This window comes from Enterobacter chinensis, assembly GCF_034008295.1.
In the GTDB taxonomy this organism is placed as follows: domain Bacteria; phylum Pseudomonadota; class Gammaproteobacteria; order Enterobacterales; family Enterobacteriaceae; genus Enterobacter; species Enterobacter chinensis.
On the sequence record NZ_JARDVI010000006.1, the window covers coordinates 186,049 to 199,125 of the forward strand.

Sequence of the window (13,077 nt, forward strand, 5' to 3'; positions counted from 1 at the left end):
AGAGCGATAAAACTTCAAACCTGATGTCTGTATCAAACTCATGCATAAACTCATTTTTCATAAGGTTAGCAAGCTTATACGCCAGTCTTTTCAGGCGTTTTTTTCCGTCCACGGCAACATGGGAAAGTAGTTACGCAGCTAGAGAAGGTGCTGGGGCGCATATCTTTGGGGAAGGCATTACACGCTAATCCATTCGACTCGAAGTAAAATGTTCGTGCTGCTGGCTATCTCAGTCAGCGATAATGAGAATTGAGTGGGTGCCATTGTGAACATACTTAACGCCTAAAAGTAAATGTCACTAAGGGCGAGGAAACAGGTGATTGTCGATCGCGTCTCCAGTAATTGTAACTGGCCGGGGAAATCAGCAGTAAGAAGAAAAAGGTCCTGATAAACAGATTTTGATTCAGCAAAGCAAAACTATAGAAAGCCAGATTACAGCATGGGCAGCATGCCAATCAAATTGTATGAAGGCAAACAATAGGCACAAAAAAACCACCTTTCGGTGGTTTCACGACACTGCTTATTGCTTTGATTATTCTTTGTTTCCCATGGTAGCCGGAGTGGGACTTGAACCCACACAGCGCGAACGCCGAGGGATTTTAAATCCCTTGTGTCTACCGATTCCACCATCCGGCCAGGGAAGAAAGTGGAGGCGCGTTCCGGAGTCGAACCGGACTAGACGGATTTGCAATCCGCTACATAACCGCTTTGCTAACGCGCCGCTAAATCTTTAAAACTGACACCCGCCATTGCGCATGTCTTTAATCTGGAGCGGGAAACGAGACTCGAACTCGCGACCCCGACCTTGGCAAGGTCGTGCTCTACCAACTGAGCTATTCCCGCATCTCATCAAGTTAACTTCTAACCACTTGATTTCATTATCGTCCGGCTTGCTGTGCCGCCGTTCGATGCGTTGCATTCTACTGATATGACGTTATGAGTCAACGTTATTTTTTACATCCCCGGATCGTTTGCTGAAAATTACGGCGAAACGATCACTGATCAAGCAAATCCCCGCGCGCGGCGTTCAGATATTGCAGCATTGACCATAACGTCAGCACTGCCGCCACCCACAGCAGACCAATTCCCGCCCATTCAACCCAGGCGTTTGGACGCCAGAGCATCCAGACCAGCGACGCCATCTGCGCGGTCGTTTTCACTTTACCAATCCAGGAGACTGCCACGCTGCTGCGCTTACCCAGTTCAGCCATCCACTCACGCAGCGCGGAGATGATGATCTCGCGGCCAATCATGGTTGCAGCCGGCAGCGTTACCCACCAGGTATGATAGTGCTCGGCCACCAGCACCATCGCGATAGCAACCATTACTTTATCTGCCACCGGATCGAGGAAGGCACCGAAACGGGTGCTTTGATTCCAGCGGCGAGCCAGATAGCCATCAAACCAGTCGGTGACCGCCGCGATCAGAAAGATCAATGCGCAGGCAAAAGGTGCCCAGACGACCGGCAGATAAAACGCCAGTACAAAGAACGGGATGAGTACAACACGAAAAAGAGTGAGCAACGTAGGGATATTATATTGCATAGTGACGGTAACTATTTGTTGTCAGTAAAATTTAGCTCTATGTTGCTACAGAGCCCTCAATGTTTCAACGAGTAGTAGATCTTTTCTGCCAGCCCTTGCGAAATACCCGGCACTTTTGCAATTTCCTCCATGCTGGCGTTGAGTAATCCTTGCAATCCGCCCATATATTTCAGCAGCATCTGGCGACGTTTTGGCCCCACGCCTTCAATCGTTTCCAGGGTACTGGTATTTTTCACCTTCGCCCGTTTTTTACGGTGACCGCTGATGGCATGGTCGTGTGACTCATCGCGAATATGCTGGATGACATGCAGCGCCGGGGAATCCGGCGGCAGGCTGAAGCCCTCACCTTCTGGCTCGAAGAACAATGTCTCCAGACCGGCTTTACGATCGGCACCTTTTGCGACACCCAGCAGCAGCGGATGGTTTTTATCCCAGCTGACGTCAAGCGATTCAAATACCGCTTTCGCCTGGCCGAGCTGCCCTTTCCCACCGTCAATCAGGATCACATCCGGGATCTTGCTCTCTTCAATGGCTTTACCATAGCGACGACGCAGCACCTGATTCATCGCCGCATAGTCATCGCCCGGCGTGATGCCGGTGATGTTATAGCGACGGTACTCGGCGCGCAGTGGACCATTGGCATCAAACACCACGCAGGAAGCCACCGTCTGTTCACCCATCGTATGGCTGATGTCGAAACACTCCATACGCTTCACTTCCGGCAGCTTCAGCAGCGTCGCAAGGGCCGTTAAGCGCTGGTGCACCGTCGAGTGCTGAGACAGTTTCGTCGTGAGCGCCGTCGCCGCGTTGGTCCGCGCCAGCTTCAGGTAACGCGCCCTGTCGCCGCGCGGTTTGGTTTGTACATTGACCCGACGACCGGCAAGTTCCGAAAGCGAATCAGCCAGCAGAGTTTTATCGTCGAGACTGAAATCAAGCAGGATCTCAGAAGGCAGCGTGCGCATCTGGCTCCCCTGCAGATAGAACTGGCCGACAAACGTTTCCACCACTTCACCCAGTTCAGTGCCGCCAGGCACTTTCGGGAAATAACTGCGGCTGCCGAGCACTTTGCCCTGGCGAATAAAGAGAACGTGCACGCAGGCCATCCCGGCGTCAAAGGCCACGCCGATGACGTCGAGATCGTCACCGGTATTTGAGACAAACTGTTTCTCAGTGACTCTGCGCACCGCCTGGATTTGGTCGCGGATGCGCGCGGCCTCCTCGAACTCAAGGGCGGCGCTGGCTTTTTCCATCCGTTCGATCAGTTGGGTTAACACCTGATCGTCTTTTCCGGCTAAAAACAGGCGCACATACTCAACCTGCTGCGCATACTCTTCTTCACTCACCAGCCCGGCAACGCAAGGCCCCAGGCAACGCCCAATCTGGTACTGCAGGCACGGGCGCGAGCGGTTACGGTAGACACTGTTTTCACACTGGCGGATCGGGAAGATTTTTTGCAGCAGCGCCAGCGTTTCGCGCACGGCATAGCCGTTAGGAAACGGCCCAAAATATTCACCCTTCGCGTGTTTTGCTCCGCGGTGCATGGCGAGGCGCGGATGGGTGTCGCCGCTCAGAAAGATAAACGGGTAGGATTTATCATCGCGCAACAGCACGTTATAGCGCGGCTGGTAGAGCTTAATATAGTTATGCTCAAGCAGCAGCGCTTCTGTCTCGGTGTGCGTGACGGTAACATCAATATTCTGAATAAGTGAGACCAGCGCTTCGGTCTTACGGGAGGCAAGGTTGCTGCGAAAATAGCTGGAGAGGCGTTTTTTAAGATCTTTTGCCTTCCCCACATAGATAACCGTACCGCCAGCGTCATACATGCGATAGACGCCAGGCTGGCTGGTTACGGTTTTCAGAAATGCTTTTGAATCGAACACATCACTCACTGACTTAACAACGTCTCCGCATTACACAAACCATGTCGGATGGCCAGATGCGTCAGTTCGACATCACCATGAATGTTCAGTTTACTGAACATGCGATAACGATAGCTGTTCACCGTTTTCGGGCTGAGATTCAGCTGTTCCGAGATCTCATTCACCTTCTGACCTTTGGTGATCATCAGCATAATCTGCAATTCACGCTCGGACAAACTGGCAAACGGTGATTCGGTTTTCTCGGGCTCGATCTGGCTCAGCGCCATCTGCTGAGCAATGTCGGAAGCGATATAGCGCTGTCCGGCAAACACGGAACGGATAGCATTGACGACTTCCTGCGGCGCAGCGCCTTTACTCAGGTAACCCGCGGCGCCCGCCTGCATCACTTTCGCAGGCAGTGGGTTTTCGGTATGCACCGTCAGCATGATGACTTTCGTATCAACAAAGGTACGCGCGATTTTGCGCGTTGCTTCAAGACCGCCGATACCGGGCATGTTCATATCCATCAGTACCACGTCGGCCGAGTTTGTGCGGCACCATTTTACGGCATCTTCGCCACAGCACGCCTCACCGGCAACTTTAATACCTTTAATATCTTCAAGAATGCGTCGTATCCCTGCGCGCACCAGTTCGTGGTCATCAACAAGAAGGACGTTGATCAAAGGAAATGTCTCCAGAATAGGGATAACGCTACTGAGTGATAATTTGGTTTATATTAACGGTTTTCCTCACAAGATTAAAACGTTAAAAAACCGGCTATTCGATTTCGCTCTCGTTTTTGGAAATTAGGCTGTACAGTCCCTGGAAAGAGAGCCCGTGCATTCAGTGCTATTGCGGCTTTTTTTAAGCATCTGTATTCAAAAAGTTACAAAAAGCCTGCAAGCTTTACCTGCAAAAAAACAGCTCTCAAATTTTTGTAACAATAATTAACGGCAAGCGAACCGGACTTAAACAATTAATAGCCATTAACAGCGGTGCAGTTTACCGGTTCGTTCTGTTTACGCAATTAAACATCCGCGTAAAAGTACGAAAAACAACCGCTGCATTTTTTGCAACAGCTTGTGGTATACTCCGCCGCCTTGACTTTCGTCGTCGCGTTTTAGCGCCGTTAAATAATGAGGAAAATAAATGAGCACACCTGAATTTGCCACTGCGGAGAATAACCAGGAACTGGCACAGGAAGTAAACTGCCTGAAAGCGCTGCTAACGTTGATGCTGCAGGCGATGGGCCAGGCTGACGCCGGTCGTGTGATCATTAAAATGGAAAAACAAATCGCGGAGATGGAAGACCAGGCTGAATCAGCGGTATTTGCGAACACCGTTAAGCAAATCAAACAAGCCTACCGCCAGTAACAAAAAACGGCTGAATGCAGGGCATTCAGCCGTTCGCTCGTCTGTCACGCAGAACGTATTATCTACTCAGATCAGCCCCGTAGCCGCCGCGTAGCACGCGATCTGCGTCTTGTTTGGCGCGTTGAATTTCTTCTGCATATTTTTCTGATGGAAGTTAACGGTATTCTCTGAGATGGAGAGAATGATCGCTATTTCCGCTGACGTCTTCCCTTCCGCAGTCCATTTCAGAATTTCACGCTCGCGTTTGCTGAATTTCATTTCTGGCGGCATGACCATCTCATCTTCAAAACGCATCAGAGAGGTTAAGGCCATTTGCACCAGCATTTGCAACCGCAATTCTATTTCTTCACTGGCAAACGGTCCTTCCACTACACTAGTACGAGAAACCGACAGGAAGCCAAGCGCATGATTAGGCAGCATCAGACACTGGGTAATTCCCGTGCGTAAACCATGCTCCTGTGCGCTGTGCCATAATTCCTGTGCATCAGCGAATAATGCATCCGTCCAGGGTAAATGACCCTGAATGAAATTCTCCGGTTTTAGAACCGGATCAATAGCAAAATAGTTCGCGGATTGATATTGCGCCATCCACTGCTTTGGGTAAGTGGTGTGCACAGAGATCTTAGGCCGCGTAAATGGCACGGGATGCCGCACGCAGAGTGCGTAATAATCAAATTCAAGCGCCTGCGTTTGTCTCTGTAGTTCCTGATATACCTCGTCGGCACAGGTCAATTCCTGAAACCGGAGGGAGCAATCCCGTCGCCAGGTGAAAAAGTCTGAATCCTTCATACTTACTAAATGAAGCCTCTGAAAAGATAATCATTATTATGGTGAATATAACCTAACACATAAAACTTATTTCTAACTACAAAATATCGGCAATAGCACAATTAACTTTACTATTGATAAGGTTTATCCAAGCCGGGTGGAATAAAAAAACATAGGACAGCGCGAAGAGGGAGAATAATTTGCTCCAGGGTAAATTTCTGGAGCAAATTAGTGCAAAAATGCTACTGCATGAGGAATTTTTCAAGGAACTGACGGGTTCGCGGCTGTTGAGGGTCAGCGAATAAGCGTTTCGCCGGCCCCTGCTCCACGATCCGTCCCTGGTCCATAAAGATGGCCCTGTCAGCTACATCGCGTGCAAAGCTCATTTCATGGGTCACGATCACCATCGTCCGCTTTTCCTGTGCCAGCTGGCGAATAGTGTTCAGCACCTCACCCACCAGTTCCGGATCGAGCGCAGAGGTGGGTTCATCAAAGAGGATCACATCCGGGCGCATCGCCAGCGCGCGCGCTATCGCCACGCGCTGCTGTTGGCCCCCCGACAGGCGGCGCGGATAGCTGGTCTCTTTACCCGCCAGCCCAACTTTAGCGAGCAGTTCGCGCGCGCGCGCCGTCGCGTCCTCTTTCGATTCACCTTTTACGATGACCGGCCCTTCAATAATATTCTCCAGCACCGTACGGTGTGGGAAAAGATTGAAGTTCTGAAAAACGAAGCCAACATGCTGGCGCAGGCGACGGATCAATCCTTTCTGCTGGCTGATGGATTTCGCGGTATCAATCGTTATCTCCCCGACCCGAATGGTGCCGCCCTCCGGCTGTTCAAGCAGGTTAATGCTGCGCAGAAGCGTTGTCTTTCCCGACCCGCTCGGTCCGATAATCGCTACCACTTCGCCCTGCTCAACTTCAAGATCGATCCCGTGGAGCACCGTTTGACCGTGGAATTTTTTCACCAGGTTTTTGACATCGATAGCACTCATTTTGGATCACGCTCCTGGCGGTTAAGCTGGTTTTCGAAATAGTTTTGCAGGGCAGACAACACCGTCGCCATCACCCAGTAAATCAGCGAGGCGGCCAGATACATGGTGAAGACTTCAAGCGTGCGGGAGGTAATCAGCTGCGCCTGACGGAATAGCTCCGGTACCTGAATCGTTGCCGCCAGGGAGGTATCTTTCACCAGGCTAATGAAGCTGTTGCTGAGCGGCGGAAGCGCTACTCGGGCCGCCTGCGGCAGGATAGCGCGGCGCAGCGTCTGCCAGGGGGTCATACCGATACTGGCCGCAGCTTCCCACTGCCCTTTATCGATAGACGAAATCGCCGCACGCAGAGTTTCTGACGTGTACGCCGCAGTATTGAGCGACAGACCAATCATCGCTGCAGGGATCGGATCCAGCTCGATACCAAACTGTGGCAGGCCGTAGTAGATCATAAAGAGCTGGGCGATGAGCGGCGTACCGCGAAACACGGAGATATAAAAACGCGCCAGCCAGCGTACCGGCAGAATGGGTGACATGCGCATTAAGGCCAGCACAAAGCCCAGCACCAGCCCGAAGAACATCCCGCCAATACTGAGCTGTAATGTAAATACCGCACCTTTCAGCAGAAACGGCAGCGAATCAATAACCAGTTGAATACTTTCTTGCATTATTATTTTTCGACCTGATTTTTAGACATGAGGATGGTAGGCAAACAGCGCAGGCGCCCCGCCGGTATGGACAAATAAAATCGGCCCTTCATCCTTAAAGCGTTTCTGCGCAATGCCATCAATCAGTCCGGCCATCGCTTTACCCGTATAGACCGGGTCGAGCAATATGCCCTCGAGGCGCGCCAGCAGCTTAACCGCTTCCATTCCCTCTTCGTTAGGCGTGCCGTAACCCGGCGCAAAATAGTCATCCCAGAGCAGAATATCGGCCTTTGCCTTCAGCTCCAGCTGCTCTGCTACCGCCTGCTGTAAGGTCACCACTTTTGGCTTCTGGTCCGCGATACTGCGGGACACCGTCACGCCAATCAGCTCGACATCCGGCAGCAGTTGCTCCAGCCCTACAGCCAGCCCGGCATGCGTACCTGCACTGCCAGACGCGACCACCACGGAGGAGAGGCTTACCGCACCTTCGCACTGCTGTGCGATTTCCAGCGCGCTTTCCACATACCCCAGCGCGCCCAGCGCATTCGAACCGCCAACGGGGATAACGTAGGGACGAAAACCCTGCGCTTCCAGACGCGTCGCCAGCTCATCGAGCTGGGCGGTCGGGTCGGTCAACGCGTCGACCATCTCAACCTGCACGTTAAACAGGTCCAGCAGCAGGCGGTTCCCGTTGGTCAGATAGTTTTCTGCCCGCGTGCCGATCGGGTTTTCCAGCAACGCTACGCAATGGAGCCCAAGTTTTGCCGCCACTGCCGCCGTCTGACGAACGTGGTTGGACTGAATGGCCCCGGCAGTAATGAGCGTATCCGCGCCTTCGCGCAGGGCATCCGCCGCCAGAAACTCCAGCTTGCGCAGCTTGTTGCCCCCCATCGCCATCGGCGTCACGTCATCACGCTTAATAAAAATGTCGCGGCCTAAATAATCAGAAAATCGCGGCAGGTACTCCAGCGGCGTTGGCGCGCCGATAAACTCCAGGCGAGGAAAGCGCGTTAAATTCTGTAGTGACATGGGTTCTCCGGTAACTCACTCTTATTTGATATTTTCATTATGCACGCAGACGCGCCAGAAATAAAAAAGGCGCTTTTAAAAGCGCCTTTTTTTATCAGTCAGAGACTTATTTGGTCACGTCTGCCCCGAACCACTTCTCGGAGAGCGCTTTCAGGCTACCGTCTTTTTGCATGTCAGCAATGGCAGAATCAATTGCTTTTACCAGGTCTTCGTTGCCTTTACGAACGGCCACGCCGGATTCCTGACGAGAGAACGCATCACCCGCTACCGCCAGGGTGTTGTTGGTTTTCTTCACCAGATCCAGTGCTGCCAGGCGGTCAACCAGAATGGCGTCGATACGGCCCACGCGCAGATCCTGGTATTTCGTCGGGTCATCATCATAGGTACGGATATCCACGCCCTGAACGTTCTGGCGCAGCCACTCTTCGTAGTTGGTTCCCAGACCCACACCGACTTTCTTACCTTTCAGGTCCGCAGCCGTTTTGATGGAGCCTTCGTTGCCTTTTTTCACCAGCGCCTGAATACCGGATACGGTGTACGGGGTGGAGAAATCATATTTCTTCTTACGTTCGTCAGAGATGGTCACCTGGTTAATGACCACATCAATACGTTTGGAATCCAGCGACGCCAGCATACCGTCCCATTTGGTCGGTTTCAGGGACGCTTTAACGCCGAGGTGCTTCGCCAGCTCTTCAGCAAATTCCACTTCAAAACCGGTCAGCTTACCGTCATCACCCTGGAAGCTGAACGGAGGATAAGTCCCTTCCAGCCCAACCAGCAGCGTACCGCGCTCTTTTACTTTATTCAGCAGGTTTTCTGCAGCGAACGTTTTCACGCTCATACCCGCAACCAGCGCAACGGCCATAACACCCATCAGCGCCTGACGACCCAGAAGTGCAAATTTCATAAATACCCCGATATAGTGGAATTTTTACGTAGTGTAGAGAAATCGCCTGCAACGTCAAAGGCGACTGCGCTACATCTTATTCTTTTTTAATATATATCAGAAGTTGTTCCGGCGTGGGCTTTCTGCTTCACGGCACCCGGCATTTGTACCTTGTATTGCGCATACTTACGCAGGGCAATACGGTAGTTGTTGGTGCTGGTCACAGGCAGCCACGGCTCCAGATTCTCATCCAGATAACCGCTCTTGAGCAGATCGCGGGAAATATTGTTCACGGTCAGATGTTGTCCGAGGCGACGCAGGCGAACCACATATTCGCGAACGGTTCCGTGGCTCATCTCCGTTTGTTCAAACAGGAATTGTTTGAAGCCAATAATATCGAAGAAGTCGCTTTGCTCTTTGCAGTGGAGATCGCCACAGAAACGGCAAAGCGCCACCCACTCTTTTTGTTCTTCGAGCCATGCTGCTTCGTCCATCAATGTGTCGAGGCGCGAAATCGCAATTTTATTGACGATTTCGCCACGGCGAACCAGCGTGATACGATCGAGTAACTTGTTACAGTGGGCGCAATGCGTCTGGCTGTGTTTAAAGTCTTTCAGGTAGCGGCTTAAAGGCCGTCTTTTAGATTGCTGCACCGTCATGATAACTCCTGGTTGTCAATACGTTGTGCGGCATTTTTCAGGTGAATCAATCACCTATAACTTACCCAGCTTGGTTCGTAAGCGTTTAATGGCCTGGCTGTGCAGCTGGCTCACCCGCGACTCTCCCACCTCCAGAACAGCGCCAATCTCTTTGAGGTTAAGCTCTTCCTGGTAATAAAGGGTCAACACCAGCTGTTCGCGTTCAGGCAGAGCTTCAATAGCCTCCATAACGCGATGGCGTAAATTCCCTTCCATTAAATGGTGTAACGGGTTTTCCTGCTGGTGCTCATCCGTCACCAGCTCGATGCTATCGCCATGCTCTTCGCGCCACTCGTCATAAGAGAAGAGTTGGCTATTATTGGTATCGAGCAACATCTGACGATACTCTTCAACAGCAATGCCAAGACGTTCCGCCACTTCGGTTTCCGTTGCGTTACGTCCCAGTTCCTGTTCCAGCTGCCCCATCGCATGCGCCACTTCGCGCGCGTTGCGGCGAACACTGCGCGGCACCCAGTCGCGGCTGCGCAGCTCGTCCAGCATCGCACCACGAATACGCTGAACTGCGTAAGTCGTAAATGCCGTTCCTTGCAGAGCGTCGTATCGGTCAACTGCATTCAATAACCCGATACCGCCCGCCTGTAGCAGATCGTCGAGTTCCACGCTCGCCGGCAAGCGCACCTGGAGGCGCAATGCTTCGTGACGCACCAGCGGGACATAACGCTGCCACAGCGAGTGTTTATCCATTACACCTTCAGCGGTATAGAGTGAATTCACGATAAACAGCCCTGCGTTAGTTGAGTTATCGGCATGATTATCCGATTCTGCAGGGCGTTCAATTGGATGAAAAAGGGGGATAAAGTGAGGTTATTCTGAGGTTGCCCACAACAGGGGCAACTTTTCTGCCTAAATTAACAGTTGTAACAATGAAAGATCGTCGCCGAGTTTGACGCTATCTATATGTTGATGAAAGAGCTTTCCCGCTTCCTGATTATGCTGGCTCAGGGAGTGGAAGCTGTAAATAACATCAATGATATTATCTTGCTCAATTTTTCCCGCCACGAGTGCCTGACCGGCAAGTAACGTTTTCAGGAAATAGAACTCCGCAACGATTAAATAAAGATTATTCAACATGCTGCGGCCATTGTTCTGCGGGAAGCCCTGCTCCCACAATTTGTATTTAAAAAAGTTCTTGAATAAATGGTCATTGGTCGCCAGGTAACTGCCCGCCACATCGCGCCAGACGGACTCGATGTTCTCCATGACCTTCTCTGCCGGCACGGTGTCCCTGACAGATTCAAACTGTTGATAAAGCTGGGTAAAATAACGATTCAACACGGCACCGCCGCGGGCTGTCACTTTCTTTGTAAAGTAACTCTGGATGAGGGAAATTAACGCGAATTTCAGGCTGTAGTTCTGATTAAAGCCGCCTAACTCCATCTTGATTTTACCGCTCACCAGCTCGTTCACCAGCGAGAAATAAACCGTTTCGAGCGTGCCGATATTCTCTTCGAGATTATCGAGCTTTTCAGCCACCATGAGGAATTTCACCACGGCGTAAACCTGTTCTTCAACGCAGACCGCCTCAACGCTGAAAATATTCTGGCAGAAGAGATTGATGACCTTGGCCTTCAAATCAATCATCGGCGCATTATTGACGTCCTGCTGGACGCTGATGGATTCCATCATCGACATCGACTCCCGATCGTTCAACAGAAGTCGGGTAACTTCCGGACACGAGAGGTTCAGCGATTTTTCGATTTCATTTTTATAGACCCGGTTTGTCCGTGGAAAGGACGAACAGGTTGGGCTTAAGGCCTGGGCGCCCATGGCGCTATGAATAGAACAGAGTTTTTCTGTATCCATAAACGGGCAGTTTTTACTTTCCGTATGGAAAATCACTTCGCCCCAGTTGCCATACTGTTTTTTAGTGACTTTTATCGCCGTTTTCGCCGTATGACGAATGGCGGCATTTTTACTGTTCAGATAGCGATTAACAGAGGATTTATCAAACGCGATGGTCCAGCCCTGACAACAATGTTCACGGCATTCCCCACCGACACATGAAAAATCTGCGACCAGCTTTGGTTGAGTGACACTGATTTGTTTCACAGGCGGATTCTCAAATAGCAGAGATAAAAAAACCCCGCCGAAGCGGGGTTTCACGCGTAAAATTAACGCAGCAGAGACAGAACAGTCTGTGGAACCTGGTTTGCCTGAGACAGAACAGAAGTACCAGCCTGCTGCAGGATCTGCGCGCGGGACATGTTGGAAACTTCAGTTGCGTAGTCAGCGTCCTGGATACGGGACTGAGCAGCAGACAGGTTGTTAGAGGTGTTGTTCAGGTTGTTGATTGCAGAAGTGAAACGGTTCTGCACAGCACCCAGGCCTGAACGAGCGGTATCAACTTTAGCGATAGCTTTGTCGATGGTGTCCAGATCGGTAGCGCCCATGTTTTTCAGGTCGATAGCGTTCACGCCCAGAGTAGTGGTGTCAGCTTTAGCACCGCTCAGGTCCAGAGTGATGGTGTCGCCGTCGTTTACGCCAACCTGAATGGCAACTTTACCGTCGGCAGCTTTACCCGCGGTACCTGTCAGCAGTTTGATGCCGTTGAAGTCAGTTTTGCCCGCAACACGGTCGATTTCAGCCAGACGTGCGGTAACTTCATCCTGCAGAGATGCCAGGTCAGACGTGCTGTTGGTGCCGGTGCTTGCCTGAACAGCCAGTTCACGAACGCGCTGCAAGTTGCTGTTGATTTCGTTCAGAGAGCCTTCAGCGGTCTGCGCCATGGAGATACCGTCGTTGGCGTTGCGTGCAGCCTGAGTCATACCTTTGATCTGGGAGGTCATGCGGTTTGCAATCGCCTGGCCAGCAGCATCGTCTTTCGCGCTGTTAATACGCAGACCTGAAGACAGACGCTCAATAGCAGTGCCCAGAGAAGACTGAGATTTGTTCAGGTTGTTCTGAGTAGTCAGGGACATCAGGTTAGTATTGATAACTGCCATAATTTTCTTTCCTTCAAAAATTGGGTTTTAGGTCCGGTGCCTAACACTCACAGCGTCTCTCACCGTCAACAAGGTTATCGACGGGTCCCCAAAAGACTTTAGAATCAATTTTGAAAAAATTATAACTTAATGATTATTAATGTTTTTATTTTTAAAAAATCAATTAAGGTTCACGAGAGGTTTATTATTTACGCTTTTTTAACGCACAAAGAGATGTCAAAAAAGGCACACACTTTCTCCTGTTTTTAATGCGCCGATAATGATCCTAAAGTGCAATCCTTTCATTTACCCCGCCAGGACGTGTCTATTCTTTGGAT

General features: G+C 51.1%; 13 protein-coding genes, 3 tRNA genes and 1 pseudogene. 2 read left to right on the plus strand and 15 right to left on the minus strand.

Annotated elements, in window-relative coordinates:
• Nucleotides 1–549: 549 nt before the first annotated feature.
• From PYW49_RS18320 to uvrY, 6 genes are all read right to left on the minus strand, one after another.
• Nucleotides 550–636 (minus strand) — tRNA-Leu (locus tag PYW49_RS18320).
• A gap of 11 nt (nucleotides 637–647) precedes the next feature.
• Nucleotides 648–721 (minus strand) — tRNA-Cys (locus PYW49_RS18325).
• A 46-nt stretch (nucleotides 722–767) separates the two neighbouring features.
• Nucleotides 768–843, minus strand: a tRNA-Gly gene (locus PYW49_RS18330).
• A gap of 152 nt (nucleotides 844–995) precedes the next feature.
• On the minus strand, nucleotides 996–1,544 hold the full coding sequence (gene pgsA, locus PYW49_RS18335) for a CDP-diacylglycerol--glycerol-3-phosphate 3-phosphatidyltransferase (protein ID WP_041909393.1): 549 nt from the start codon (nucleotides 1,542–1,544) through the stop codon (nucleotides 996–998).
• A 56-nt stretch (nucleotides 1,545–1,600) separates the two neighbouring features.
• Nucleotides 1,601–3,433, minus strand: coding sequence for an excinuclease ABC subunit UvrC (gene uvrC, locus PYW49_RS18340; protein ID WP_320387153.1), 1,833 nt, complete (start codon nucleotides 3,431–3,433; stop codon nucleotides 1,601–1,603).
• Nucleotides 3,430–4,086 carry a UvrY/SirA/GacA family response regulator transcription factor gene (uvrY, locus tag PYW49_RS18345; protein ID WP_013096026.1) on the minus strand — a complete coding sequence of 219 codons (657 nt, stop codon included), beginning with the start codon at nucleotides 4,084–4,086 and terminating at the stop codon, nucleotides 3,430–3,432. Before uvrY ends, uvrC begins: the two co-directional genes overlap by 4 nt.
• 372 nt (nucleotides 4,087–4,458) lie before the next feature.
• Between uvrY and PYW49_RS23435 the strand changes: the two are divergent.
• A pseudogene (locus PYW49_RS23435) lies at nucleotides 4,459–4,527 on the plus strand (hypothetical protein); the annotation flags it as partial.
• Nucleotides 4,528–4,552: 25 nt separating this feature from the next.
• Nucleotides 4,553–4,777, plus strand: coding sequence for a DUF2594 family protein (locus PYW49_RS18350; RefSeq protein ID WP_008500345.1), 225 nt, complete (start codon nucleotides 4,553–4,555; stop codon nucleotides 4,775–4,777).
• Between the two features lie 66 nt (nucleotides 4,778–4,843).
• On the opposite strand, the gene sdiA is transcribed toward PYW49_RS18350, so the two are convergent.
• The 9 genes from sdiA to PYW49_RS18395 form a co-directional block, all read right to left on the minus strand.
• Nucleotides 4,844–5,566: a transcriptional regulator SdiA gene (gene sdiA, locus PYW49_RS18355; RefSeq protein ID WP_134350724.1), complete on the minus strand. Its 723-nt coding sequence runs from the start codon at nucleotides 5,564–5,566 to the stop codon at nucleotides 4,844–4,846.
• Between the two features lie 221 nt (nucleotides 5,567–5,787).
• Nucleotides 5,788–6,540 carry an L-cystine ABC transporter ATP-binding protein TcyN gene (gene tcyN, locus PYW49_RS18360; RefSeq protein ID WP_134350726.1) on the minus strand — a complete coding sequence of 251 codons (753 nt, stop codon included), beginning with the start codon at nucleotides 6,538–6,540 and terminating at the stop codon, nucleotides 5,788–5,790.
• Nucleotides 6,537–7,205 carry a cystine ABC transporter permease gene (gene tcyL / locus PYW49_RS18365; RefSeq protein ID WP_028013677.1) on the minus strand — a complete coding sequence of 223 codons (669 nt, stop codon included), beginning with the start codon at nucleotides 7,203–7,205 and terminating at the stop codon, nucleotides 6,537–6,539. The genes tcyN and tcyL overlap by 4 nt, the downstream gene beginning before the upstream one ends.
• A gap of 21 nt (nucleotides 7,206–7,226) precedes the next feature.
• Complete coding sequence (gene dcyD / locus PYW49_RS18370) at nucleotides 7,227–8,213, minus strand: D-cysteine desulfhydrase (RefSeq protein WP_134350728.1); 987 nt, start codon at nucleotides 8,211–8,213, stop codon at nucleotides 7,227–7,229.
• A 106-nt stretch (nucleotides 8,214–8,319) separates the two neighbouring features.
• Nucleotides 8,320–9,120: a cystine ABC transporter substrate-binding protein gene (tcyJ, locus tag PYW49_RS18375; protein ID WP_047652374.1), complete on the minus strand. Its 801-nt coding sequence runs from the start codon at nucleotides 9,118–9,120 to the stop codon at nucleotides 8,320–8,322.
• 86 nt (nucleotides 9,121–9,206) lie between these two features.
• On the minus strand, nucleotides 9,207–9,758 hold the full coding sequence (gene fliZ / locus PYW49_RS18380) for a flagella biosynthesis regulatory protein FliZ (RefSeq protein WP_320387154.1): 552 nt from the start codon (nucleotides 9,756–9,758) through the stop codon (nucleotides 9,207–9,209).
• A gap of 54 nt (nucleotides 9,759–9,812) precedes the next feature.
• The gene (locus PYW49_RS18385) at nucleotides 9,813–10,532 is read right to left on the minus strand and encodes an RNA polymerase sigma factor FliA (RefSeq protein WP_059310219.1); all 720 of its coding nucleotides are present in this window, start codon (nucleotides 10,530–10,532) and stop codon (nucleotides 9,813–9,815) included.
• A 129-nt stretch (nucleotides 10,533–10,661) separates the two neighbouring features.
• Nucleotides 10,662–11,867 carry a flagellin lysine-N-methylase gene (fliB, locus tag PYW49_RS18390; RefSeq protein ID WP_320387155.1) on the minus strand — a complete coding sequence of 402 codons (1,206 nt, stop codon included), beginning with the start codon at nucleotides 11,865–11,867 and terminating at the stop codon, nucleotides 10,662–10,664.
• A 62-nt stretch (nucleotides 11,868–11,929) separates the two neighbouring features.
• The gene (locus tag PYW49_RS18395) at nucleotides 11,930–12,760 is read right to left on the minus strand and encodes a flagellin N-terminal helical domain-containing protein (protein WP_320387156.1); all 831 of its coding nucleotides are present in this window, start codon (nucleotides 12,758–12,760) and stop codon (nucleotides 11,930–11,932) included.
• Nucleotides 12,761–13,077 lie beyond the last annotated feature (317 nt).